The 25309-nt window shown below is 70.4% G+C and carries 14 protein-coding genes; 6 read left to right on the top strand and 8 right to left on the bottom strand.

Annotated features, from left to right (window positions below):
• Nucleotides 1-151 precede the first annotated feature (151 nt).
• Nucleotides 152-1792 carry a formylglycine-generating enzyme family protein gene (locus tag WMF17_RS33085; RefSeq protein WP_437645000.1) on the top strand — a complete coding sequence of 547 codons (1641 nt, stop codon included), beginning with the start codon at nt 152-154 and terminating at the stop codon, nt 1790-1792.
• Between the two features lie 464 nt (nt 1793-2256).
• On the opposite strand, the gene WMF17_RS33090 is transcribed toward WMF17_RS33085, so the two are convergent.
• On the bottom strand, nt 2257-2628 hold the full coding sequence (locus WMF17_RS33090) for a hypothetical protein (protein ID WP_437645002.1): 372 nt from the start codon (nt 2626-2628) through the stop codon (nt 2257-2259).
• Nucleotides 2629-3228: 600 nt separating this feature from the next.
• On the opposite strand from WMF17_RS33090, the gene WMF17_RS33095 reads away from it, so the two are divergent.
• A complete protein-coding gene (locus tag WMF17_RS33095) occupies nt 3229-4872 on the top strand; it encodes a glycoside hydrolase family 43 protein (protein ID WP_437645004.1) in 1644 nt (547 codons plus the stop codon).
• Between the two features lie 14 nt (nt 4873-4886).
• The gene (locus WMF17_RS33100) at nt 4887-5150 is read left to right on the top strand and encodes a hypothetical protein (protein WP_437597223.1); all 264 of its coding nucleotides are present in this window, start codon (nt 4887-4889) and stop codon (nt 5148-5150) included.
• Between the two features lie 248 nt (nt 5151-5398).
• On the opposite strand, the gene WMF17_RS33105 is transcribed toward WMF17_RS33100, so the two are convergent.
• A complete protein-coding gene (locus WMF17_RS33105) occupies nt 5399-5776 on the bottom strand; it encodes a hypothetical protein (protein ID WP_437597224.1) in 378 nt (125 codons plus the stop codon).
• A 389-nt stretch (nt 5777-6165) separates the two neighbouring features.
• On the opposite strand from WMF17_RS33105, the gene WMF17_RS33110 reads away from it, so the two are divergent.
• Nucleotides 6166-6378, top strand: coding sequence for a LysR family transcriptional regulator (locus WMF17_RS33110; protein ID WP_437597225.1), 213 nt, complete (start codon nt 6166-6168; stop codon nt 6376-6378).
• A gap of 176 nt (nt 6379-6554) precedes the next feature.
• On the opposite strand, the gene WMF17_RS33115 is transcribed toward WMF17_RS33110, so the two are convergent.
• Together WMF17_RS33115 and WMF17_RS33120 are read right to left on the bottom strand one after the other, a co-directional pair.
• The gene (locus WMF17_RS33115; RefSeq protein ID WP_437645006.1) at nt 6555-12398 is read right to left on the bottom strand and encodes an AAA family ATPase; all 5844 of its coding nucleotides are present in this window, start codon (nt 12396-12398) and stop codon (nt 6555-6557) included.
• An 827-nt stretch (nt 12399-13225) separates the two neighbouring features.
• Nucleotides 13226-14521: a hypothetical protein gene (locus WMF17_RS33120; RefSeq protein WP_437645008.1), complete on the bottom strand. Its 1296-nt coding sequence runs from the start codon at nt 14519-14521 to the stop codon at nt 13226-13228.
• 306 nt (nt 14522-14827) lie between these two features.
• Here WMF17_RS33120 and WMF17_RS33125 point away from each other — a divergent pair, with 306 nt between their 5' ends.
• Nucleotides 14828-16051: a hydroxymethylglutaryl-CoA synthase family protein gene (locus WMF17_RS33125; protein WP_437597229.1), complete on the top strand. Its 1224-nt coding sequence runs from the start codon at nt 14828-14830 to the stop codon at nt 16049-16051.
• Nucleotides 16052-16211: 160 nt separating this feature from the next.
• Here WMF17_RS33125 and WMF17_RS33130 read toward each other — a convergent pair whose 3' ends face one another.
• Nucleotides 16212-16634, bottom strand: a complete 423-nt coding sequence (locus tag WMF17_RS33130) for a hypothetical protein (protein WP_437597230.1) — start codon at nt 16632-16634, stop codon at nt 16212-16214.
• 517 nt (nt 16635-17151) lie between these two features.
• On the opposite strand from WMF17_RS33130, the gene WMF17_RS33135 reads away from it, so the two are divergent.
• Nucleotides 17152-20787: a DNRLRE domain-containing protein gene (locus WMF17_RS33135; protein ID WP_437651422.1), complete on the top strand. Its 3636-nt coding sequence runs from the start codon at nt 17152-17154 to the stop codon at nt 20785-20787.
• Between the two features lie 147 nt (nt 20788-20934).
• On the opposite strand, the gene preA is transcribed toward WMF17_RS33135, so the two are convergent.
• Genes preA through hydA form a run of 3 tightly spaced genes read right to left on the bottom strand, consistent with a single transcriptional unit; the run spans nt 20935 to nt 25164 of the window.
• Entirely contained in the window at nt 20935-22323 is a 1389-nt protein-coding gene (gene preA / locus WMF17_RS33140) for an NAD-dependent dihydropyrimidine dehydrogenase subunit PreA (protein WP_437597232.1), read from the bottom strand.
• 3 nt (nt 22324-22326) lie between these two features.
• Complete coding sequence (locus tag WMF17_RS33145; protein ID WP_437645010.1) at nt 22327-23730, bottom strand: FAD-dependent oxidoreductase; 1404 nt, start codon at nt 23728-23730, stop codon at nt 22327-22329.
• A gap of 30 nt (nt 23731-23760) precedes the next feature.
• Entirely contained in the window at nt 23761-25164 is a 1404-nt protein-coding gene (gene hydA / locus WMF17_RS33150) for a dihydropyrimidinase (RefSeq protein WP_437645012.1), read from the bottom strand.
• Nucleotides 25165-25309: the final 145 nt, after the last annotated feature.

A 25309-nucleotide genomic window follows, 5' to 3' on the forward strand; every position in this document is an offset into this window, starting at 1 on the left:
AGAGATCGGCGCGGCGCACAGGAGAGCACGTATTTGGCGGTGGCTGGCGCGCGTCGGCGGGTGAAGTTCTTTTGTCGCACTGCACAGCCGACATCGCAAGTAGACTGTAAGCCTTCCTCTGACCTCGTGTTGAACACAGGGAGGCAGCTCCATGATCCGGTCGACTGTCGTTTTGATTCCCCTCGTAGCCCTCGCCGCGGCCATCTCGTGCAGCAGCGAGGAGGGGCGCCGCCCTCCGACGGCGTCGAACCGGCCCACGACGGGCAGCACCACGGGCCCCGCCGGCGGCACCGGCGGGCAGGGCGGCGGCACCGGCGGGCAGGACGGCGGCGCCGGCGGGCAGGGCGGCGGCGCCGGCGGCGGGCAGGGCGGCGGCACCGGCGGCGGGCAGGGCGGCGGCACCGGCGGGCAGGGCGGCGGCACCGGCGGGCAGGGCGGCGGCACCGGCGGGGGCGGTGGTGAGCCCTCGACAAGCTGTACCAACGGCGTGAAGGACGGCGACGAGTCCGACCTCGATTGCGGCGGCGCCTGCTCTCCCTGCCTCGACGGCCAGGCGTGCGCTGCGCCCACGGACTGCGTCTCACGGCGCTGCGAGGAGGACGCCGGCGGCGGCAGCGCCGGGACCACGTGCGCGGCGGCGCAGTGCGATAACGGCGTGAAAGACGGCGACGAGACAGACACCGACTGCGGCCGCGGCGCCGCGCCGCGCGACGGCAACCCGGCGTGCCCGCCGTGCGCGGACCTCCAGCACTGCGTGGTGGGCTCGGATTGCGAGTCGCTGAGCTGCGTGTCCGGCAGCTGCCTGACGGAGAGCTGCAGCGACGGGGTGAAGAACGGCGACGAGACCGACGTCGATTGCGGCGCCCTCTGCGGCGACTGCAAGCCCGGCGACACGTGCGAAAGGTCGACCGACTGCAGCGAGCTCGTCTGCGTCGAACAGATCTGCCAGGCGCCGAGCTGCAGCGACGGGGTGAAGAACGGCAAGGAGACCGACATCGACTGCGGCGGGGGGGAGTGCAGCGCCCGGTGCCCTGCGGGGCAGCGGTGCGCCCTCAGCACCGACTGCGCGACGTCGATCTGCAACGGCACGGCCCGTGTCTGCGCCTGCCCCTCGTCGATGGTGATCGCGCCCGTGGCAGGCGGAGGGAGCTACTGCATCGATCAGTACGAGGTGACGAAGCAAGAGTACGACCTCTTCATGCAGGCGAACCCGGTGCTCGCCGGCCTGCCGCCCGAGTGTGCCGGGAACATTTACCGGCCCTCGAACGAGTGGCCCTACGACGAGGGGAGAGCGCCCGTCAACTACGTCGACTGGTGCGACGCGTACGCGTACTGCACGTATATGGGCAAACACCTCTGCGGCAGGATCGGCGGTGGAGAGAGCTCGCCCGCCGAGCTCGCGAGCGCCACGCAGAACGAGTGGTACAACGCGTGCTCCGGCCAGGGAGTGAACGAATATCCCTACGGCCACGGGTATGAGCCGAGGTGCAAGGTCGACGATCCGACCGGCGAGTTCGCCAGGAAGTCCGTGGCTCCCACTCCGATCCCGCCGATCTCGAGGTGCGAGGGAGGCGCCACGGGCCTCTATCACATGAGCGGCAACGCGGCCGAGTGGGAGAACGCCTGCGACACGGAGGGCAACTGCCTTGTCCGCGGCGGCTCGCGGGCCTCCGTGCCGGATGCCGAGGATATCGAGAACGGGTCGCTCAAGGCGGCCAGGTGCGATGCGCGCCTGTCCGCTCCCCGGCGCGACGACACCAATCGGGACATCGGCTTCCGCTGCTGTCTCTGATCGTTCGCGCGTGACGGCACACAGGGCAGCGCGCCGGGCCGTCCACGTCGGCGGCGTGCCTGCTCCTGGGCCTCCGTCGGCGCCGCGCTCTGTCTCGGCACGTCTGCGCCCAACGTCGTGGCGGCGGGATGCACCACGCATGCGAGCCCCGCCGAGCCCGCCCTCTGCGGCCTTCTCGGGCAGGATCTCCATAGGCCTCGCGACCGCCCCGCCCGGCCGCGAACCGGCCCGGTCCAACCCGACGTTCGCGGGACTGCGCCGGGACCTCGCCGCCGCTGCTGCTCAGGTGCAGTCCCGCAAACGCCTATTGGTTGCCGGGAAACTCTTGACGGGTCGGAATGGCTTTGCGCGGGCTATCCTCTGAACGGTCGACGTGAATCGACCCGAGGGGTAGGGCCAGTGACTGGAAGGAGGGCGCGCGCCTTGCGCGAGGAGCGGAGAGGGCGAGAGCAGGGCGCGGCGCCTCAGAAGGCGGCGTCACGGAGCTTCGCCTTGTACTCCGCCTTGTACAGGTCATGGCAGGCCTTGCAGCTCGCCTTGGCGCCGTCGATATCGCCCTTCTTGGCCTTCTCCGCGCCGTCCTTCGAGATCGCGACCCACTTCGGCATCCCGGGCGGCGGCTTCGACGCCACATAGTCCAGCGCCGACGCGATCTTCGCGCCGTCGCCGCTCGTGGTCGCCGACTGCATCACCGTCTTCATCCAGCCCTGCATCGGACAGGCCTTCTGTCCTTTCGCGCCGCAGCCGAAATCCTTCCCCTCGGCGACCGATGCGGGGACGCCCGCCGCCTCGCCCACGGCCCATGCTGCGCCCGCAAAGCCCATGCTGACGCTCATGATCATAACCCCCATCAGCTTCATGCTCATCGACATCCGGCGTCTCCTGTTCCGGTGAAGGGCAAGCTCACCCACCCCATCGCAGCTCGAAATGTGATCGTTCACATCAGCGGCGTCAATCCAAATCGGCCGACGATGCGGCGAGCTCTTGGCCGGAGCGCGCGCCCTGGGTCGCCGCGCTCGAGAGGCGACCCAGGGCGCCGGCCGCCTGCGTCATCGAGCGCCAGCCGTCCGTGCGCAGGTCGGCATCGAGCGCATCGGGCCGGCGATCGCCGCGGTCCTACGCCCGCCCCCCCCGTGACGCGGCGCTCCGGAGGAGCCCGCCAGCGCTGTCCTCCTTCGGGATCGAGGATCCGGCTCGGGCCCGTCGATTGGGTTTGACACTAGAAATGTGATCGTTCACATTTCGAAAGGGGTATACCTGTGCTTTGCCCTGGGTGGGTCGTCCTGCGTGCCTTTGCGCGGGCTATCCTCTCATCTGATGCGCCTCCGTCGAGTCAGCACCAGGGGTGCGGGGCGCCAGCAATTCCGCTCGCGAGAGGATTCAACGTGCGCCTGAACACAACGTGGTACCGAGCAAGAAGAATGACCCTGTCGGCGATGGCGCTGGCCATCGTCGCCGCGATCCCCTCCCGCGCTCTCGCGGACAACCCGATCGTGCAGACCTTCTACACGGCCGACCCCGCGCCCATGGTGCACGAAGGCAGGTTGTACCTCTACACGTCACACGACGAGGACGTGTCGGTGAACAACTTCTACACCATGAACGACTGGAGGTTGTACTCCACCACGGACATGGTCAACTGGACGGACCACGGCTCGCCCGCGAGCTACAAGACCTTCCGCTGGGGAACCGGCGATGCGTGGGCGCCGCAGGGTGTCGCCAGGAACGGCAAGTACTACCTATACGTGCCGCTGAACAACGCCACCGGCGCGAGGATCGGCGTGGGCGTATCGGACAATGTGGCAGGCCCGTTCATGGACCCGCTGGGAAAGGAGCTGGCCGCGACCGGATCCGGCAACATCGACCCGACGGTGTTCGTCGACGACGATGGACAGGCCCACATGTACTGGGGGAATGGCACCCTCCGGCACGTGAAGCTGAACCCGGACATGATCAGCACCTCGGGAAGCATCACCAACGTGTCGTTGAGTGGCTTCACCGAGGGGCCGTGGCTCCACAAGCGAGGGTCGCTGTACTACATGGTCTACGCCGCCATCGCCGGGACCGAGAAGATCAGCTACGCGACCAGCAACAGTCCGACCGGGCCCTGGACCGTCCGCGGCGACGTCATGGACGCTGGCCGGACCTACACAAATCACGCCGGCATCGTCGACTACAAGGGGCGCTCGTATTTTTTCTATCATAACGGCGCATTGCCGGGCGGCGGTGACTTCAAGCGCTCGGTCTGCGTGGAGGAGTTCACGTACGGCGCCGACGGCAGCATCCCGAAAATCTCGATGTCCACGAACGGACCGTCCGCCGTCGACACGCTGAATCCGTTCAGTCAAGTCGAGGCCGAGACCATCGCCTTCTCGTCCGGGCTCAAGACCGAGGTATGCACCGACACCGGCGCCGGCATGAACGTCACCTCCATCAGCAATGGCGACTACATCAAGGTGAAGGACGTCGATTTCCTGGACGGCGTGACCTCCTTCGAGGCTCGGGTATCGTCCGCAGCCAGCAACGCGAAGATCGAGCTTCGCCTCGACAGTCAGACCGGCACGCTGCTCGGGACGTGTGACGTCTCGGGCGCGTCGTCCTGGACCACCAAGACCTGTGCGGTCAGCGGGGGCAGCGGGAAACACGACTTGTTCCTGAAGTTCGTCGGTGGCAACGGCGACCTCTTCAAGTTCAACTGGTGGCGGTTTACCGGACCCACCATGCCGGATGGCGGAGACGGCGGAGGCGGTGCCGGCGGCAGCGACGGCGCCGGGGGCGCGGCCTCGGGCAGCGGCGGCTCGGCCACCGGAGGCACCGGCGGAACGACCGGCACCGCTGGCTCGGGCAGCGGCGGCGGCGCCGCTTCCTCCGGTGGGGCAGGTGGCGGTGACAACGCCGGCGCTGGTGGTCGCGGGGACAGCTCGCAAGCTGCCGGTGGCTCGGGTGGGAACGGCGCGGCCGGCGCCGACCCGGACGGTTCGTGCGCTTGCCGGACGGGCGCGAGCACTGGGAACGGCGGACTCGCCGCCGCGCTCTCGCTTGTCGCTTCCGGGCTCGTTCTTCGGCGTCGGCGCCGGTAGGCGCTCGCGATCCGGTGACTGATCGCTGCGAACGGCCGGCATCGTTTGCCAAGTTGGCGCCCGCCTTCGAGAGCCGGCAGGTGCGGATCCCGGCGATGGACTTCGCCCAGCCGTCGTATCACTTGCGCCGTTCGTTCTACCTGCCGCAGTTCTTCAAGGCGAACCTGTCGCTGGTGCGGTTCTGCACGAGTCTGCTCGACATCGGGCAGGCTCGACTCCCGGCGCCTCCACAAAACCTGATGATGTCGCCGACGGCGTCGGTGATCGGACCCGGGTAGAGTCGCCCGGGTCCGATCGGGGCCAAATCTTTCGAGGCCGCAGGTCAGCGCTTGTGTCGAAGATCGTCTGAGGGGCGCGCATCGGAGAAGGAGCCGATATCTCCTGCTGGGCGTCGGTGAGCTCCATGGAGTGAGCGCCGGCCGGAACGGTCGGGCCGATGTAAATCGGCGCGATCGCGGTCTCCAGGATCGGGATGCCGTCGAGCCGGTGCTCGTCGGCGCGGTGACGCCGGGTCGCGCGACGTCGCCTACAGAGGGGCGAACGTGCACGCACCGCCGGCGCAGACGGGCCTGGACGCGAGGCACGCAGGCGCGCCGGAGGGGCAGCCCATCCTCCGATGCTCGCGACATACGGTCGCGTTGAGGTGGGAGATGACACGCCTCATCTGCTGGACGCCCGCCCGGTTGACCACCTCACCACAGGTGCCGCCGCAGTCGGTGCTCGTATCGACCATGAAGCAATCGTTGTCGGTAGCGCATGCCCGGTAAGCCGCCCGGACACGCTCCACCTGGCTGGTGGCGTGGGCATGCCGCTGCTGACAGGCCTTCCAGTCCACCTCTCCCTCGTCCTCCGTGCGTTCCATCGTGTCGGTGAAGCCCGCGATCGCGAGCCCGAATGAGGCCATGGCAAAGAGCGCAGAGATCCCCAGACGAATCCGGTTCGTTTTCATGCTGCCTCCATCGCGCGCATGCTCGTGTTCGCCGGCGACGCGGGCGCATCGCGGCTACTCGCCTGTCATGGGGCTCCACCCGCGGGAACGGAAGGCGCTCAATGGCGTGTGCCACGGCACAATCTGGGCGGGCAGGAAGTCCAAGCGCTTTTGTGGAGTCAGGAAACTTCTGTCTTTCTAGCCTCTGGGTCGAATCGAGCCGAGCCCCTCGTCGATCGAGCGCTGCCGGCGGCGCGCCTTGACCGCGGCCCCCTTCATGCCTTGCGTTTGCCGAGGGCTTTCCGCAGCGATCGGCGGCTGTCATGACGCTCAAAGTACGATCCCCAGATCCACTGACCCTCGGCATGCCGCCCTCGGTCCTCAGCCACATGATGCGAGGCCTGGAGCAGCGGATGGGCGTGCGCCTGCTGCACCGGACGACGCGCAGCGTCCCGACCACGGAAGCCGGCGAGCGCCTGCTCGCCCGCCCGCGCCCGGCGCTGCGCGGGCTCGATCTGGCATTGCAGGAGCTCGACGCCTCCGGGGCGCTTCGGCCTGCAACCGCTGCGCGCGGGTGATCTCAACAGAAGCCGCGGGCGCTGGCGAGCGGCAACGCTCCGGCAGCGAGTCCACGCGAGCGGCGGGCCGGAGGCGCGCGGCGCACGCCTGCATTCACGGCGACGATAACCCGATAACCCCCAGTTGGCCCAACGAGCCCACGGCCTGGGTCGCGAGGGCGTCGGGGTCGTTCACGCTAGCCGCCGTTCACGCAAGTCTGCGAGGAAGCGGGCGGAACGACCGGGGGCTCGCAGGAGCGGGAGGCGAGCGCGCTCTCCGGCATGAGGAGGACCAGGATGAACGGCCGGTGGCCATCGCGCTCCTCCCCGGTGAAGCGCACCAGCGCGTCGCCGCCGCGAGCCCGGAGGCTCGCGCGCACGATGTCGAGCCCGACACCTCGACCGGCTACTTGACCGATCGTCTCTGCGGTCGAGACGCCGGACAGGAAGATCTGGTCGGCCAGGGCTTCATCGGGCAGCGCATGAACGCCCTCCCGCCGACGCAGCTTCTCGAGTGAAAGTCCGCTGCCATCGTCGAAGATCTGCAGCTCGAGCGCGCTCGGTCCGCTCCGCACGCGAACATGGATGCGGCCCTGCGCCGGCTTGCCGGCGAGCTCTCGCACGTCGGGCCTCTCGATGCCGTGATAGAGGGAGTTGCGAAAGCACTGAACCAGGATGTCTTTCACGAGCCCCGTCCAGTCGCCGGCCAGCTGCGCCTCGGCCTGCTCCGTGAGCACCGCCGGCGCGGGCTTCCCGAGCTCGGCGGCCAAGCTCGGCAACATCTCGCGCGTCTCGTCGACCACGCGCGCCACCGAGCTAGGGTCGAGGCGCGCGAGGACTCCACGCAGCGCGCGCACCAGCTCCTGGGCCGCGCCGGTGGAAGCGGCCGTCGCGACCAGGCCCCGGATGTCGTGAAGGACACCCTCGCTCCGTTCATCCAGCCTCTTGATCACGGCCGTCAGCCTTTGCTGGCAAACCGACTCGTATTCCGCGACCGTCCGCTCGACGGCATCCAATTGCTCCAGCAGCTCGTGCCCGCCGATCGGCTGCTCTGACCCCCGGCGCAACGCCTGGCAGGCGCCCTCCGCAGCGTGCAGGCAGTCGACCAGGTGCGTGAAGCCGTGCAGGCGAGCGTTGCCTTTCAGGGTGTGCAGGTTGCGCAAGGCGGCATCACAGAGCTGCTCGGAGCTCTCGACGCGCGGCCCGAGCGCCGCGCGATTTGCGGCTAGCAGCTCGCGACAGTCGGCGCAGAACGCTCGCGTGGCCTCGACGCCGCAATCGAGCGCCTGCACGATGATGTCGACCTCGCGCTCCTTGTTGCGCGCCGCTTGCCTCAAGCAACGCAGCAAGGTCACGTCGCGAACCGTGACCAGCATGCGCTCCACCTGGCCGGCTTCCGACTCGATGAAGTTCCAAGAGAGCTCCAGGAACTGGGGGTTGCCGCCGGGACCCGTGCGCTCCACTTCACGGATCAGGTGGTGCGCGTTCAGCGCCGCCAGCCACTGCTCTTGATCGAAGGCGCAGCTGAGCGCTGCCGCCGCCGCGCTCCACGCGTCCGGTCGCACGTTGGAGCCATCGAACAGCAGCGCGAGGCAGTCTTGACCGACCAGCTCGGCATTGCCGAGGATCTCCGCCAATCGTCGAGAGTATCCCGGTTCGACGCGCCGGCTCCGGTCGATGGTGAAGACGCCCTCGTCCAGATTGTCGAGCATCGAAGCGATTTGACTGTTCTTGAGCGCCAGCTCCTCGGTGCGCTGGGCCACGCGTCGCTCCAGGCTCTCGTAGAGTTGTGCGTTGTAGATCGAGATCGCCGCCTGGCTGGCGATCACCCGCAACGCAGCCAATCGGTCGAGCGTGAAAGCATACGCGCTGACGTTGTTCTCCACGTACAGCGCGCCCAGGACGTCGCCCTTGCGCATGATGGGAGCGCACAACACCGAACGTACGCCCCGCGTTCGAATTTGCGGGTCCGCCTGGAAGGCGCCTGCCTTCGATGCGTCGTCCAGCGTGACGGCCTCTCCCGTGCGCAGCACGTAGCTGACGACGGTGGGGCACAGAAACTCGGCTTCCGAGTACTCCACGCGCTGCGAAAGGCTCGTGATCGGGCGCTCCACGTGCGCGCGCGCCTCCACGTAGTACGTGCGATCGGTGTCGTCTCGCAAGACGAGGCAGCCGTGCTCTGCCCCGGCGTTCTCGATCAACGTGGCCATCAGCGCGGCGAACAGCCCCTCGGTCTCGACCTCGACGAAGATGCTCTGCGTTGCCTTGAGCAGCGACACGCTGTCGAAAGCCTGGCCGGCCGCCATCGCGTCGCGTGGCGTCGCGATGTCTCCTCTGACGGTATCCGCGAGCAGAGCGGGGTGCTCACGCGCGAGCAATTCGAGCTTCGCCGTGGCGCCCCAGTCAGCGTGGAGCCGGTAAGCCGTCTCCAGGCATGTCCTGGCGTGAAGGGGCTCGTCCAGCGATAGCCACATCTGGGCCTGATGCTCGTGGACGAGCGCCCGCAAGTGGATGAAACCGTCTCCGGCCGTTCTGATCGCGTCGCGGTAGCGGGCGAGCACGACTTGCAGCGGCTGCCCCGTCAGGCGCGCGTGCTCGGCGGCCAGGAAGTGAGCCTTGTGAGCGAAGTTCTCCGAGCACAGACGGGACCAAGCCTCGAGCTGCTTCAGGTTCTCCTCGATGACAGCGAGCAGGGCCTCCCGCGCCTCCGGGCCGCCTTCGCGGCACGCCCTCGCCGCCAGCAGCCCTTCGAAGAGCTTGTAATCGGGAAGCGAGAACTGCCCCGCCGCGATGATCAAGAACTCCCGGGTGAACTCCATCCACTGACGCGACGAAGCGAAGTCGCCCAGGATGAAGCTCGTCATCATCTGGGCTTGCCCGTAGGCGTAGCCGTACTGGGTGCTCTTCTCGGCGACCACCACGGCGGTCGCCTCGCGGTCGGCCGCGGCGACGGCCTGCTTCTCCGATCCGCGTGCCGTCAATCGAGCGACGGCTCGCTCGACGACCAGCGCATTGACCAGCTGACCTGCCGCCGAAATGTGCGTCAAGTACCGCCGCAGCTCCGCTGCCTGCTCGCGGCAGGCCCGCAGCCGCGCACCGACCAAGAACGAGCGCTGGGCGCGATCGCTCTTGGCGTAGGCGACGTGCTGCAGGTCGCCGAGCATGAGCCCGCTCTTCTCCCCTCGGTCGTAGACCGCGAACAGGTCTCGGTAAGTCGCCTTCCAGTGCGCAAGAAAGCCCGCGAACACGAAGCACACGCCCGATTCGACTGGAGTCGGCGAGAAGCGCTTCAAGAGCTCGAAGGCAGCCAGGCCGAGGCGATAGGCGGCATCGTAGTCGCCCAGCATCGCGAGGAGGAGGATGCCGCAGTCGGCGAAGTTCTTGCACGAGACCGCGTCGACGCCGTGGCATAGCGCCAGGTCGAACATGATGAGCTCCGCCAGGAAGAACAAGGGCGGACAGGTTTGAAACGCCGGAGGAATCACCTGCGCCAGCAATTCGAGGACCAAGCGCGCCCCTGCGTCCTCTGCCATCGGAAGCGCCGGCAGGCCCTCGATCGTCACGCGCGCCAGGTGCGCTTGCAGCTTGCCGATCCCCTCACCGATGCCCTGGTTGATCTCGTCGGGCGCTTCCGGCAAGCGCACGCCGAACTCGGCCAGCGCTGCGCGCACCTGGGCCACGGCGTCCAGCATTCGCCCGCCGTGCTCGAGGATCCGGGTCTTCAAGACATGAACTCGGCCGCGCGCCAGGCGGTCGGGGGCGAGCCTGAACGCCTCCTCGCAGAACGCCTCGACATGCGGATCAGCCAGCACGAACGCCGTCTCGGCGCGCGCGAAGATCGCTCGAAAGGCCAGCGCCGGCGAACATTCGCCCTCGCAGCTGGCCAGCAGCTCGACGGCGGTCTCGGCGTGGGTCCCCGCGATGGTCCACGCGCCGCTCTGGAGCGCCTGGTGACTCGCGGTCAGGTTGAGCTCCACGAGATCGCGGCGCTCTTCTCGGTCATGGATCGCGCCGCGAGCGGCGTTCAAATGATGAAGCACCTCGAAGATTCGACTCGGCGCGCGATCACCCCCCAGGCGCTCGCGCAGGATCCGTCCGATGCAACCATGAGCTGCCACACGCTCCGCGTCGCTGGCGCGCGAGAGCGCCGCCTGCTGCACGCGCTGGTGTTCGAAGGCGTACGATGCAGACTCGTGGCTCCGGCCAGGCGCTGACGGCTCCGCTCGAGGCTCGACGGAGACCTCGGACAGGAGACGATGGGCGAGCCCCTCCCGAACGAGCTCGAGACAGGCCGCGAGCGGTCTGTCCACGGCCTCCGACAAGGTCTGCAGATCGAAGCGCATGCCGAAGCACGCAGCGGCAGACAGCAGCCTCGCCGCCTCGGGACAGAGTTTCTCGAGGTGCTCCGCCATCAACGCGCCGACATTGTCGCAAGCGGGGTGCGCCTCCGCGCGCTGCAAGTCGGCGGACCATCGGCCGCGCTCGACGTCCAGGCGCAGGATGCCCTGTCGATGCAAGGAGACGAGCAGCTGACCGATGAAGAACGGATTACCGTCGGTCTTGCGCCTCACGACCTCCGCGAGCCCACGGGCCTCGGCGACGGGCGCGCGCAGCGAGCGAGCCACGATCTCCGCGACCGCGTCGGAGGACAGCGGCCCGAGCGGCAATGTCAGCACGCTCTCCTCCGCCCGGTGCAACGCTCTCTGCAGGTTCAGGAGCGTCGGTACGTCACCGACATCGCCGCCGCGGAACGCGGCCAGCACCATCACGTGACTCGAGTCGGGGTTCGTCAGGATGGCAGACAGCACCTCGGCAGAGGCGGCGTCGAGCCACTGAGAATCGTCGAGCACGAAGGCGAGGGGGCGCTCCGGCGTGGCGAAGATACGGATGAACGAGAGGAAGACATGCTGCAGACGGCGCTGCGCCTCGATGGGATTCAACGCGACGATGGACGTGGAGGGACCGGTGACGCAGGAGAGCGCCGGCATCAGCTCGGTCAAGATGCCCGCGTTGTGCCCCAGCGCTGCGGTCACGCGCTGGCGCAGCTCCGTCAGCTCGGCTTCGGAGAGCGACAGCAGGTCCCCTGCCAGGCGTCGTAGCACCTGCGCCAAACCAGACAGCGGGACTGCCTGAGCTCGCTCTTCGAACGCCGTCGACAAAAGGCGCGCCGGCGCTCGGCCGTGCTGTCGCAGGAGCTCCGCGAGTACGGCGGACTTCCCGGCGCCCGCGGCTCCTGGCATGAGCACGAGCAGCCTCTTGCCGGAGCACACGTCGTGGAGGGCGCCTCCCAGCGCCGACAGCTCGGCGTCGCGTCCTTGGACGTCTCGACTGACGATGAATTGACTGAAGACGTCATTCGCCCCCAGGACCACGGCAGGGAGGGCCTGCGTTCGCCGGAAGCTCTCACAGAGCGTGGTCAGGTCGCTCAGCAGCCCGTGATCACTCTGGTAGCGCTCGTCAGGATTCTTCGCGAGCAGCTTGGACACGAGCTGCGCGAGGAGCGGCGGCACGTCGGGCGACAGCTCCGTGACGAGCGGAGCGCGCTTGGACACGTGCGCGTGAGCCCAGCCGATGGCATCGCTCGCCGCAAACGGCAGCTGGCCCGTCAGCATCTGGAAGAGCGTGACGCCCAGAGAATAGTAGTCTGCTCGGTGATCGGGGCGACGGTTGAGGCGGCCCGTCCGCTCCGGCGCGACGTGGGCGAGCGAGGGCGCGGATCCGCAAGCGGCGCCGCCTGCCGCGTCCCCGGAGACCGCCAGGAGATCAGCGAACTCGACACGTCGAGTCTCGAGGTTGACCAGAAAGCTGCCATGGCTCACGTCCTCGTGAAGCAGCCCCTGCTCGTGCAAGCGATGCAGCAAGCGAGACATGCCGAGCGCGAGCTCCAGGCACGTCCCGACCTCCAGACCCTTCGCGGGGATCTCGAGCGGTGCGCCCCCGAAGTCCTCCATGATGAGCGAAAGCTCGCCGTCTACCTCGCACACGTCGCTGTCGATCTCGAGCGTGCCGATTCGACGCCAAATCTGCAGCTCGAGCTCCAAGACCCGGCGCGGCTGCGCGGCTCCGCTCCGGAGCGAGTGCAGCAGCACGCTCGCGCCCGACGTCGCGCGGCGCGCGCGCCGCCAGACGCTGCGCGGCAATACGGCCACGGTCTCCGTGATCTGATAAGCGCCCTCACCGAGGTGCGCTTGACTGTTTCGGTTCATTGATTTTCGCCCCCATCGCTCTCGTCGGCCGACGCTGGTTCTGCCGTGTGCTCGAGGACGGCGCTCCCCCTGATGGCTGAAGGATACACAGCGCTTCGCGCCCCCCCTGCCGGGAGCCGCTCACCCGCTGCGCCCCCGTCGCCTCCCGCTCTCCCCCTGGCGCCTCCCGAGGGAGAAGGGTCGGCGGCGCGCTCTGACCTGACGACGAGAGCTCGACGACCCAACGCAGCTAGAAGGAAATCCAAAGCCTTCGGAAACGTCAAGCCCCAACTGCGGGACCTCGCCCCGGTCGGCAGCGCATTCGTCGCTGCGATCTGGCACACACCCATGAAGAAAGCGACGCTATATCAATGACTTGACCCATGCATCGAAGGACGCCGCCATCACGTTACAGCCTGCGGGAGCTCGCGCAAAGCGGCCCGGCTTCGCCCCGGGAAGGGCGCTGCAGAGCCCGTCGCAGGGGAAGAACGAGGATACCATCGGGATGGATTGTGAACGATCACATTTTGCGGTGTCAACTCTCATCGGCGGGACCGCACGATCGCGGACCACCGCAGGCCGGCCCTCGTCGAGGCATGGATGTCGGCGATCTCCACGACAAAAGTGCCCAGGTCGAGGCGAGAGCGGCGGCGCTCGCCGGCGCCGCCGCCCGGCCGCGGAGCTCAATCCGCCGGCTCGGGATCGCAGCCGTAGAGGACGTCGATCTCCGCCCCGGCGTCGGCCTGGACCGCCTGGCACGCGTCGGGGCAGAGCCTGATCATGTCGTTCTCGATGAAGAAGGAGCCCGCCGCGCACGCCTCTGCGCTCGGCACCTGAGCGAACGAGCGCGGCTCGCCCCCGTCGCCGGGCGTGTACTGGACGACCACGGTCGAGAGGTTGATGACCTCCCCCGGCGGCGAGTCCGGCACAGCGAAATCGCACTCGACCACCGCGCCGGTGATGACGCTCTCCGCGATCGCCCGGAACACCACGTCGTAGGAGCTCGTCTGGCAGAGCGGGAACCTGAGGCCGCCGGTCCTCCTGCTGAGCGTCTGGTAGCCCGTGCCGGGCGCGACGGCGGTGCCGCACGTCTCCTCGACCAGGTCGCTGTCGGGCCCGTATGCGTCGGTGGCGGGCGTGTTCTCGAGGAGCCCGACGATGCTATGGAAGACGTAATTGGGCGCCGTGACATCGCCGAAGACCGCCGGATCCAGGCCGAACAGCAGCTCTTCAAAGTCCGCGGCGACCTCGTCGAGGGGCTGCCTCGTATCATCGATATAGATGTTGCGCGGGAGGTGCGTCGACTGGCAGCCCACGTGATCGTCGGTGATCACCGTGATCACCTTGAGCGAGTCCTCGCGCACCCACTCGGACCACCCGGACGGCGCGACGCCGTGCTGGTCGGGCATGACACCGTTGTAGCTGCCGAGGAGGACGCAGAGCGCGTCGTTGCTCCTGATCTCGTGGCTGTAATGGTAGAAGATGGGCGGGTTGTTCCCGGGCGCCTCGGGGACCGGGGCGCAGCTCGCCGAGCTGAGCGGGGCGCCGACGCAGATCGAGTCGTCGACCCCCGCGGTGCCATGCGCGGAGATCATGATGACACGGTAGTCGATGCCGCTCTCGCCGATGATCGCGGCGAAGCTCTCGTTGATGTTGTCCTGTACGCTGATGATCTCGTTCGCCATGCTGGGCGAGTTGTCGATGACGAACACGACGTCGACCGGCCGCTTCGTGAGCGTGGCCTGGGCGGCCGTGGCGACGCACTCTTCGCCCGGCTTGACCGGAGGGGCGCCTCCCGTGTTCTGCCCCGTGCCCTGGCCGACCACGTCCCCGCCGCCCTCGCCGCCCTCGCCGCCCTCGCCGCCGGTGCCCCCGCCGCCCCCCGCTCCGCCGCCTCCGCCGGCGCCCCCTCCAGCCGTCGTGCTTGCCTCGCCTTCTGCTCCGGAGCTGCAGGAGCATCCCGCCGCGCCGGTCATCATCAGAGCACCCAACCCAAGAAGCGGAGCCAACATGATAGACCGGGAGACCTTCACATGAACCTCGACCGCAAGGGCGCAGGAGCGCGCCATTCCAGATTGCACAGTTGCAACGAGATGTGGTGATGAATTTGACCCGAACGCGATTTTTTCTCGCTGGCTGCTCCCCATGACATCGGCCGAGTGAGGGCCGTTGTGCGCGGTTCTCGGCGGCGCGGTGGCGCCGGGCGGCGCCGCGGCGCGCCCGGCTCCTCCGAGCTTCCGCGCGAGCTCGATGGTCTCTGCACAATGCTCCCCTAGGATGCAGGCATGAGCCTACGTCATGACTTTCCTCCCATCGGCATCGATGCGATCGCCCTCGCCGTCCCCCGCCGCTACGTCGAGCTCGGCGAGCTCGCCGAGGCCCGGGGCGTCGCGCCGTCCAAGTACCTGACCGGCCTGGGCACCCGCCGGATGGCGATCGCGGCGCCCGATGAGGATCCGATCACCCTCGGGGCCAACGCGGCCCGCCGCCTGTTCCAGCGCTCGGGCGCGAGCCCGGCGGACATCGGGCTCTGCGTCGTGGGCACCGAGACCGCCGTGGACCACGCGAAGCCGGCGGCCTCCTTCCTCCACGGCCTGCTCGGGCTGCCGAGCGCGTGCCGGGTCTTCGAGGCCAAGCACGCCTGCTTCGGGGGCACCGCCGGCCTGCTCAACGCGGTGGACTGGATCGCGTCCGGCTCGGCCCGCGGCCGCGCCGCCCTCGTCGTCTGCTCGGACGTGGCCCGCTACGCGCTCGGCTCGGCGGGCGAGCCGACCCAGGGCGCCGGCGCGGTGGCGCTGCTCGTGCGCGAGCGCCCGCGCCTGCTCGAGATCGAGGTCGGCCAGACCGGCACCTACGCGCGCGACGTCTACGATTTCTGGCGGCCGCTCCACCACAAGGAGGCGCTCGTCGACGGCCACTTCTCGGTGCAGTGCTACCTCGACGCCCTCGCCGGGGCCTACGGCGAGTGGCGCCGCCTGGCGGGCGACGGCGAGCCGCTCGCGCGCACCTGCTACCACGTCCCCTACGGCAAGATGGCCCGCAAGGCCCACCGCCACCGGCGGACGATCGACGGCCTGACCGAGCAGGCCGCCGACGAGAGCTTCGCCGTCGAGGTGGAGCCCTCGCTCGACCTGCCGGCGCGCATCGGCAACATCTACACGGGCTCGCTGTACCTCGCGCTCGCGTCCCTGCTCAACGCCGAGGCGCGCGTCCTGGAGGGGCGGCGCATCGGGCTGTTCAGCTACGGGTCGGGCTGCTGCGCCGAGTTCTTCGCGGGCAGGGTCCGGCCGGAAGCCGCGGCGCTCGTGGCCGATCTCGCGATCGACGCCCCGCTCGACGGGTGCCGCCACGCCTCCGTCGCCGAGTACGAAGCGCTGCGCCAGAGCGACGAGGCCGCCGACCGGCGGCCGGCGCCGGAGGGCGCCGAGCGCGGGGGCGCGAGCCTGAGCCGCCGGGCCGTGTACCTGGGGCTCGACTCGAGCGAGCGGCGCATCTACGCGAACGAGTGAGCGCCGCGCGAGCAAGAAGCGAGGGGGTGGCCCTGTTTGCCCCGGCGTGATTCACATGAAGGCGGGAAGATCATGGAGCTTTTCTTCGCGCCTCCCCGCCTTCATGTTCAAATCCGGCCACCGCTGAAGCCAGCGCCGGCGCGCTGGCGCAGCGGGCGGCTCAGCCGTCCGGCAAGTCCGAGACCTTCACGGTGAAGAGCTCCGCCCCGCCGGCCGCCGCGACGACGACCCGCAGCGTGCCGGAGGGGGCCGCTCTCTTCAGCTCCGCGGCGACCGCCCGCGTGACGGGCGACAGCGGGGCGAGGATCTCGGCCAGCGCCGAGCGCGCCATCACGCCGGCCAGGACCGGCGCGCGGACGCCCGAGGCCAGGGCCGAGCGGAGCGTGCGCTCGGGCTCGAGATCCGGGTCGCGCTCCTGCAGGCCGATCGCGATGAGATAACCTGTCGGCTCGCGCAAAGAGAGGAGATACCCGGAGAGCGACGCGGTGGCGCCGCCGCGCGGCGGCAGGCTCCGCAGCAAGCGCCCGAGCTCCGGACGGTGGTCGTCGAGCAGCTCGGCGCGCTCGTCGTGATCAGACGACATGCTCGGCCTGCCCTTTCTTCGCGAGGGCCCGCGTCGTGAGACCGCGGTTCAGCTGGATTTCCGTCGCTGCGTGTTTCGTGACCATATGCCTCCAGCGAGGGCACCTGCCCTCTCTGTTGTTTGTTCCGGTCACTCCGCCGCGCGTGTCATGGAATCGGTCGCAGCGCTGCGATGCCCGCGATCCGGCGCCAGGGGTCCGCGCCGCCCCGTCGCGCGGCCCCTGTCCGTGCCCCGCCCGTCGCGCGGCCCCCGCCCGTCGCGCGGCCGGCCCATGGCCGGCTAACGGCCGGGAGCGAGCGGCGAAGGAGTCATCGAGTCGGCGTGGCTCGGCCGGGCGCGTGAGACGCCGGCGGCGCTGCGCATCCAGGGTCGGGGGCGCGGTCCTTGCGAGCACGCGCCGCGAGCTCGCTGCCCTTCCGCACGAAACGCTCCGGCGCCCGGTGCGCGCGCGCGAGGGAGCGCCAGCCAGATGGAGAACCAGGCCATGGGATATCGAATGGGGAGGATTGAACAGGTGATGGCGGCAGCCGCCATGGTGGGGGGATGCGCCTCCACGGAGGCGTCGCGAGACCCCTCCTCGGCCGTCGACGGCGCGGCGGCAGCGCCCGCGGCCCCGGAAGCCTCAGCGGCGCCCGCGCACCTGCGAGCGGCGTACATCGCGGCCGTGCAGTCGAGCGCGCCCGAGACCTACCGGGTCCGCGAGGTGTCTCCGGGCGGGAAGGAGCCCGGGCTGCGCGCGCCGAACCCGGCGCACCGGCTCACGGCCGATTTCAGCGCGTCGGGCGTGCGGATCGCGCCGGACGACGGCGAGGGGCGGTGGAGCTTCTCGATGGCCTCCACCCGGTACGGGTGCCCGGGCGATCTGCGCGAGGTGGCGAGCGCGGCGCCGAGCGCCGCGAACAACCGCGTGGAGCTCCGCCGGCAGGGCGCATCGCCGGGCGAGGAGCTCGTGGAGTGGTACGTGAACGGACCGCTCGGGCTGGAGCAGGGCTTCACCGTGCCCGCGGCGCCGCCCTGCCGCGCGCCCGGGGACCAGGACCTCGTGATCGAGCTCGCCCTGGGCGGTGAGCTCCACGCGACGCCGCTCGGCGGGGGTGAGGGGGTCGCGCTGCGCGACGCCTCGGGCGCGGTGGCGCTCCGGTACACGGATCTCCACGCCAGCGACGCCGCGGGGCGGGCGCTGCCCGCGTGGATGGAGCTCGGCGTCGACAAGCGCACGCTGTCGCTGCGCGTGGACACCGCCGGGGCCGCGTACCCGGTGACGGTGGATCCGCTCGCCGCCTCGGAGCGGACGGCGCTCATCGCGGTCGACGGATCGAGCCAGGTCCACCTGGGCGGCGAGGCGATGGCCATGTCCGGCGACACCGCGGTCGTCGGGGCGCCCGGGAGCGCCGCGTACGTGTTCGTGAAGAGCGGCGGCGCCTGGGCGCAGCAGGCCAAGCTCGTCCCGAGCGACGGGGGCGGGGGCGACAACACCTTCGCGCGCTCCGTCGCGGTCTCCGCGGACACGGTCGTGGTCGGGGCGCCCAGGGACCCCTGGGACACCGGCGGCGTGAGCGCCGCCTACGTCTTCGTGCGAAGCGGGGGCGCGTGGTCCGAGCAGGCCAAGCTCGTCGCGAGCGGCGGGGTGTCGGACCGCATCGGCGCGGCCGTCGCGGTCGACGGCGACCGGGCCGTCCTGTCCGCCGCGAGCTCGGTCCACGTGTTCACGCGGACCGGCGGCGCCTGGAACGAGGAGATCGAGCTCACCACCCCGGCCGGGGAGAACACCTGGACAACCCCGCCCGTCGCGATCGCAGGCAGCACGGTGGTCGTGGGCGCCCCGGGGAACGCGTGGTGGCAGGAGGACGACGGCGGCGGCTCCGCGTTCGTGTTCGACGCGAGCGACTGGGGCGACGTGCACAAGCTCACGGCGCTGCCGCCGGAGGGGCTGTACGATCGGTTCGGCAGCTCGGTCGCTATCTCGGGCTCGCGCATCCTCGTGGGCGCGCCGGGCGTCGTCATCCCGACGATGCCCTGGTACAAGCTCGGGCGCGGCATGGCCTACGTGTTCGACCGCGTGGGCAGCGGCTGGAGCCTGGATTCCAGGCTGATCGGGACCGACGGCGCGACCGGCGACGGCCTGGGAGGGGCGGTGGCGATCTCCGGCGACGTGGCGGTCGCCGGCGCGATCCAGGCCGATCGCTTCGGCCAGCCGGACGCGGGGGCTGCGTACGTGTTCTCGCCGGCGTCCGGCGAGTGGATCGAGACCGAGCAGGCCAAGCTCACCGGCAGCGGCCCGATCTTCGGCGGCTTCGGCAACGCGGTCGCCGTGTCGGGGAGCTCGGTCCTCGTGGGCTCTCCCGCCTACGCGTTCGAGATCGCGCAGGACGGCGACGGGGACGGGGTGGTCGACGCGCAGGACAACTGCCCTGCCGCCGCGAACCCCTCGCAGGTGGACGGCGACGCCGACGGCGTCGGCGATGCGTGCGACCCGCGGTGCGTGACCTTCCGGCGCGGCCTGGACGGCGGGGTGGCCGACGCGACGATCTGGCAGGTATCGCCTTCCTGGAACGACGGCGCGAGCACCACGCTCACGACGGGCACCGGCACGGGCGGCGTCCGGCGGAGCCTCCTCCGGTTCGACCTCGCGGGCGTCCCGGCGAGCGCGGAGATCGCGTCGGCGACGCTGTCGCTCTACCAGACCTACAAGATCGAGAGCAGCGCCGTGCGCGTCCACCGGGCCACCGCCCCCTGGTCGGAGTCGACCGTCACGTGGAGCAGCTTCGGCGCCGGCGGCCACTTCGATCCGGCGATCGAGGCCTCCTTCGTCACCGGCGGGACCGGCGGCACCACCGGCTTCCGCACCGTCGACGTGACCGCGCTCGCGCAGGCCTGGGTGAGCGGCGCGGTCGACAACCACGGCGTGCTGCTCGAGGAGGCCGCGGTCACCCGGAGCACCCTGCGGAGCAGCGAGAGCGGCAGCGCCGCCGAGCGGCCGGCGCTCACGGTCTGCTACCACGACACCTGCGAGGACGGGATCCGGAACGGCGCCGAGTCCGCCGTGGACTGCGGGGGTCCGAGCTGCGCGCCGTGCGCCCCCGGCGCCCTCCTCTGGAGCAGGCTCTTCGACAACGGCTGGGGCGAGGGGATGCGCGCGTACACCGTCACGGTCGGCAGCGGGGACAGCGTGATCTTCGGCGGCTACGCCTATGGCCCGATCGACTTCGCCGGGCAGGGCAACCCGACGTCCGTCGACCTGTACACGAGCGGGTTCCTCGCGAAGCTCGACGCCGCCGGGAGCTACCTGTGGGACCGGCGCCCGTCCGGCGTCAGCGCCTACCTGAGCGTCGCAGAGTCCGGGTCCGGCGAGCTGCTCGCGGGCGCGGAGTTCGGGCTGCGGCGGTTCACCGCGTCAGGCAATCTCGTCGCGCAGATCGACGGCCTCGAACAGATCGAGATCGCCCGGGCCGGCTCGGGCGCCGCGCTCGCGGCGGTCATCCGGGACACGGTGGATCTCGGCGCCGGCCCCCTCGGCGGCGGGCCGGGCAGCGAGCTGCTGATCGCGCGGCTCGACGGGGCGGGCGCGCCGATCTGGGCCAAGACCTTCCCGACGATCCCGTACGAGAGCGGCCCCCGGAGCGTCGCCGTGGACGGCGCCGGCAACGTCATCGTGCTCGGCAACTACGCCGGCATCATCGACCTCGGCGGCGGGCCGCTCACGAGCTCGCCGGCGGAGGACGGCATGTACCTGGCGAAGTTCGACGCGGCCGGTCAACACGTGTGGAGCCAGATCGTCTCCGGCACGCCGCAGGCGGCCGAGGTCGCCGTGGCCCCCTCCGGCGACCTTGTCGTCGCCTTCGGCGGCGCCGTGACGAGGTTCTCCGCCTCGGGCGCGCCCCTGTGGAGCGTCGACACGACCGGCCTCGGCCCGGAAGGCGTCTTTTACAACCTCCATGCTGTCGCCGTCGACGGGGCCGGCAATGCGATCATCAACCCGAACGGCGCGATCGCGAAGCTCTCGCCCTCGGGCGACGTGCTGTGGTCGGTCGACCCGATCGACGAGATGAGCAATGGCGGGATCCTCGATGTGGCCGTGGACAGCGCCGGCAACGTGATCGGCGCCGGCACGTACGACAATGGGGACGCGTTCGTCGTGAAGCTCGCCCCGTGACCCGCGCGCGCGCGGCGCCCCTCCCGCCACAGCGCGCCGGCGACGCCCCCCGCGCCGCGGCGGGCTCCGCGCGGCCGGCCAGCGAGAACAGCAGGTAGAGCGCTCCCGAGACGAAGAACCCCAGGCCGGCGGGTCAGGAGCCCGGGATCATGAGCTCCGCGCGCGGGCGGTGGCTTCCAGCCCGCCAGGTACGAAGTCTGTCCCCTGCTGGACACGGTCGTTCCACGTCTCAGGCGGCCTGCCCGAAGGCACCTCCCTCATCGTGATGCACCCGGAGACCGGGCACACAAGCGCGCACAGGTTGCACCCGATACACTCTTCTTCGTCCACGAACGGGACGCGCGACGGCGCGGCGACCCCGCTCGGGTTCGCCGTCACGGCGCGATCCGGGATCACCTTCGGGATGTGGGTGTGGCCCGCCGCGCGCGCCTCCGCCTCCGTCCTCCCCGGCAGGTGGATGCACTGGTGCGCCCCGTCCATGCAGGCGACGTAACAGAGCTGGCACCCGATGCACTTCTCGGCGCTGATGTCCGCGACCACGCGGTACGAGAGGTCGAGATCGCCCCACTCCTGCACCTGCGGGACCGCCCTGCCCCGGAGCTCGCTCACCGAGCGCATCCCGTGCTCGTCGAGCCAGTCGCCGAGCCCCTCGATCATCTCCTCGACGATGCGGTAGCCGTGGTGCATCACCGCGGTGCAGACCTGCACGCTGGTCGCGCCGAGCGCGATGAACTCCGCGGCGTCGCGGGCGCTCGAGATGCCGCCGATGCCCGAGATGGGCAGCCGGCCGATCTCGGGGTGGCGCGCGAGCTGGCTCATGAGGTGGAGCGCGATCGGCTTGACCGCGGGCCCGCAGTAGCCGCCGTTGGTCGACGCGCCGCCGACCCGCGGCAGCGGGACCATCCGCTCCAGATCGACGCCCATCAGCGACTTGATCGTGTTGATCAGCGAGATGCCGTGCGCCCCGGAGCGGAGCACCGCCTCGCCCGGCTCGACGATGTCGCCGACGTTGGGCGTGAGCTTCACGATGACCGGCGTCGTCGCGAACTCGACGGCCCACCGCGCGATCTCCTCCAGGACCGCCGGCTCGTTGCCGACGGCCGAGCCCATGCCGCGCTCGCACATCCCGTGCGGGCAGCCGAAGTTGAGCTCGAGCCCGTCGGCGCCCGTGTCCTCGGCCTTGCGGATGATCTCGCGCCACTCGTCCTTCGTCTCGACCATGAGCGAGGCGATGAGCGCGTGGCCCGGGTAGCGCCGCTTGACCTCGCGCATCTCCCGGAGGTTCGCGTCGAGCGGGCGGTCGGTGATGAGCTCGACGTTGTTGAGCCCCATGAGCCGCAGGGTGCCGTAATCGATGCCTCCGAAGCGGCTCGACACGTTGACGATCGGGTTTCCGAGCGTCTTCCAGACGGCGCCGCCCCAGCCGGCGTCGAAGGCGCGCCGGACCTGATCGCCGGTGTTTGTCGGCGGCGCCGAGGCGAGCCAGAACGGGTTCGGGCTCTTGATCCCGGCGAAATCGATAGAGAGGTCGGCCATCGCTCAGCTCCCTTGCGGTGCGGCCCCGGGCGCCGCGTCGCCCGGCCGCGTCATCATCGCTTCGTGCATCGCGCGCGCGGCGATCTTCGCCTCGGCGACCGCGTTGACGACCTCCTTGCCGCCGTTCACGCAGTCGCCGCCGCTGTAGACCTTCGGGTTGCCCGTGCGGTGCGTCGCCGGGTCGACCACCACGCGCCCCCGCGCGTCGAGCGCCACGCCCTCGAACGCGAGCGCCGCCCGCGTCGCCCGGCTCTGCCCGATCGCGACCGCGACGAGGTCGGCCGGCACGAGCTCCTCCTCGACCGGCGCCGGCGCGGGGCCCTGCGCCGCCCGCCGCGCGTCCGCGGGCGCGACCCGCAGCGCGACGACCCGCCCGCCCTCGCGCACCACCTCGACCGGCACCCGGTTCTCGACGAGCCGCGCGCCGGCGACCCGCGCGCCCTCGAGCTCGTGCGCGTAGCCCGACATCTCGGCCTCGGAGCGGCGGTACACGATCGCCACGTCGACCCCGAGCAGCGCGAGCTCGTGCGCGACGTCGAGCGCCGTGTTGCCGCCGCCGACGACGGCCGCGCGCCGCACGCCCGCGAGATCGAGGCGCGGATCGGCCTTGAGCCGCTCGATGAACGCGGTCGCGCCCACCACGCCCTCGCCGTCCTCCCCGGGGATGCCGAGGCGCGCGTCGGCGCCGAGGCCGAGCCCCAGGAAGACAGCGTCGTGCTCCGCGAGCAGGTCGCGCGCGGAGACCTCCCCCGGCGCGGCCGCCCGCTCGACCACCGAGACGCCGGTGCGGAGCTCGATGTCCCCGAGCGACAGCACCCAGGAGAGCTCGCGGAGCGCCTCGTCCCCCTTCATCTTGTAGGGCGCGATCCCGAGCGTGTTCAGGCCGCCGGGGATCGACCGCTGCTCGAAGATCACGGCGCGGTGCCCCTCGAGGGCGAGGTAGCCCGCCGCGGCGATCGACGCGGGCCCCGCGCCGACGAGCGCGACGCTCCGGCCCGTGGGCGGCTTCGCCCGGAAGAGCCGCGGATCGCGCGCGAGCGCCGACTCGACGGCGTGGCGCTGGAGGCGGCCGATCGCGATCGGCTCGCGCCCCCACGCCTTGTAGACGCAGTCGCCCGCGCAGAGCACCTCCACGGGGCACGCCTGTCCGCACGACTGGCCGAGCAGGTTGGCCGTGAGGATGGTGCGGGCGGCGCCCTTCACCTGACCTGTCGCGATCTTCCGGATGAAGCTCGGGATATCGATGGAGGTCGGGCACGCCTTCACGCAGGGCGCGTCGACGCAGTAGAGACACCGGTTCGCCTCGGCGATCGCCTCGGACTCGGTGTAGCGCGGGCTCTTGTCCTCGAATCGCTCTTCGATCCGGCCGGACGGGAGGGCTGAGAGGCGGGTCGGGGCTCGGGTCATGCTCGTGCTCGCGCGCTCCTGCGGTTTCGACTACGCGGCCCGGGAGCCCTGGGTCGGGCCGAGCCGGCGCGGCAGGTAGCGCCCGGCGCCGCGCTCCACGTCGAGCTTGCCGTCCGAGCACTGCACCCGGCCGTTCACGACGACGTGCGTCGGCCTCCCCTTCACCTCGAAGCCCTCGAAGATGCTCCGGTCGCACCGGTGATGGTGGGTCTTGGCGGAGATCGTGCTCGTCCCCTTCGGGTCGAACACCACGAGATCCGCGTCGCCGCCCGGCACGATCGAGCCCTTGCGCGGGTACAGCCCGAAGATCTTGGCCGGCTGCGTGGAGAAGAGATCGACGAAGCGGTGGACGTCGATCCGCCCCTCGAGCACCCCGTAGGTCCAGAGCAGCGCGAGCCGGTGCTCGATGCCGGCGGCGCCGTTCGGGATCCGCGAGAAATCGTCCTTGCCCATGTCCTTCTGGCCGACCTGGTTGAAGGGACAGTGGTCGGTCGCCACGGTCTGGATGAGCCCCGTCGACAGCGCGGCCCACAGCGCGTCCTGGTGGCCCTTCGGCCGGATCGGCGGGCTCATCACGTAGGCCGCCCCCTCGAAGCCGGGCTTGTCGTAGACCGAGTCGTCGAGCAGGAGGTACTGAGGGCACGTCTCGGCCATGACCACCTGGCCCCTGCCCCGCGCCTCGGCGACCGCGGCGAGCGCCTCCTTGCAGGTGAGGTGCACGATGTAGATCGGCTCGCCTAGCACCCGGGCGAGCATGATCGCGCGCCCCGTCGCCTCCCCCTCGATCGGCGAGGGCCGGCTCTCCGCGTGGTGCCGCGGGAGGGTCTTGCCCTGCTTCAGCAGCTTCTTCTGGAGCGCCACGACCGCGTCGCCGTGCTCGGCGTGGACGGTCACGAGCGCGCCGAGGCCCTTGGCGGCCTCCATCACCTGGATGAGCTCCGGGTCGTCGACGCCGATGGCCCCGCGGTAGGCCATGAAGGTCTTGAACGACGGGATGCCGTGCTCGCGCGTGCAGGCGGCCATCTCCTTCAGGGTCTCGTCGCCGAACCAGGTGACGGCCATGTGAAAGGCGTAATCGGACACCGCCTTCTTCGCCTTCTCGTTCCACATCGCGAGCCCGTCGAGCAGCGGCTGCCCGCGGCTCGGGATGACGAAATCGATGATCGACGTCGTGCCCCCGGCCACGCCCGCCGCGGTGCCTGTCTCGAAGTCGTCCGAGCTCTCCGTCCCCATGAACGGCAGCTCCATGTGCACGTGGGCGTCGACCCCGCCCGGGAAGACGAGCTGCCCCGAGGCGTCGATCACCGTGTCTCCCGCGCGCTCCTTCGCGAGCCCCGCGCCGACGGCCGCGATCTTCCCGTCCTCGCAGTAGACGTCGCCGATGAACCGGTCGCTCGCTGTGATGATCTCGCCGTTCTTGATCAGGATGCCCATGTTGCTCCTCCGCGGGTGCGCGCCGGGCGGCGGGTCCCCTCCGGGGGACGGCGCCGCCATGGCGAGGGAAACGCCGGGGGAGAGTGCCGGCCGCGACCAGCGCCCCGGCGCTGCTGGTGCCTTCGCGGTGAACGTCGCATGGCTC

The sequence above is a fragment of the Sorangium sp. So ce362 genome (assembly GCF_051519845.1).
GTDB lineage: Bacteria > Myxococcota_A > Polyangia > Polyangiales > Polyangiaceae > Sorangium.

Bases quoted from the DNA above. Each gene is read 5' to 3' on its own strand.
- WMF17_RS33135 (WP_437651422.1), top strand. From the start codon at position 17,152: ATGGCGGCAGCCGCCATGGTGGGGGGATGCGCCTCCACGGAGGCGTCG.
- WMF17_RS33105 (WP_437597224.1), bottom strand. From the start codon at position 5,776: ATGGCCTCATTCGGGCTCGCGATCGCGGGCTTCACCGACACGATGGAA.
- preA (WP_437597232.1), bottom strand. From the start codon at position 22,323: ATGGCCGACCTCTCTATCGATTTCGCCGGGATCAAGAGCCCGAACCCG.
- WMF17_RS33125 (WP_437597229.1), top strand. From the start codon at position 14,828: ATGAGCCTACGTCATGACTTTCCTCCCATCGGCATCGATGCGATCGCC.
- WMF17_RS33090 (WP_437645002.1), bottom strand. From the start codon at position 2,628: ATGAGCGTCAGCATGGGCTTTGCGGGCGCAGCATGGGCCGTGGGCGAG.
- WMF17_RS33095 (WP_437645004.1), top strand. From the start codon at position 3,229: ATGGCGCTGGCCATCGTCGCCGCGATCCCCTCCCGCGCTCTCGCGGAC.
- WMF17_RS33120 (WP_437645008.1), bottom strand. From the start codon at position 14,521: ATGATGACCGGCGCGGCGGGATGCTCCTGCAGCTCCGGAGCAGAAGGC.
- hydA (WP_437645012.1), bottom strand. From the start codon at position 25,164: ATGGGCATCCTGATCAAGAACGGCGAGATCATCACAGCGAGCGACCGG.
- WMF17_RS33085 (WP_437645000.1), top strand. From the start codon at position 152: ATGATCCGGTCGACTGTCGTTTTGATTCCCCTCGTAGCCCTCGCCGCG.
- WMF17_RS33130 (WP_437597230.1), bottom strand. From the start codon at position 16,634: ATGTCGTCTGATCACGACGAGCGCGCCGAGCTGCTCGACGACCACCGT.
- WMF17_RS33110 (WP_437597225.1), top strand. From the start codon at position 6,166: ATGCCGCCCTCGGTCCTCAGCCACATGATGCGAGGCCTGGAGCAGCGG.
- WMF17_RS33145 (WP_437645010.1), bottom strand. From the start codon at position 23,730: ATGACCCGAGCCCCGACCCGCCTCTCAGCCCTCCCGTCCGGCCGGATC.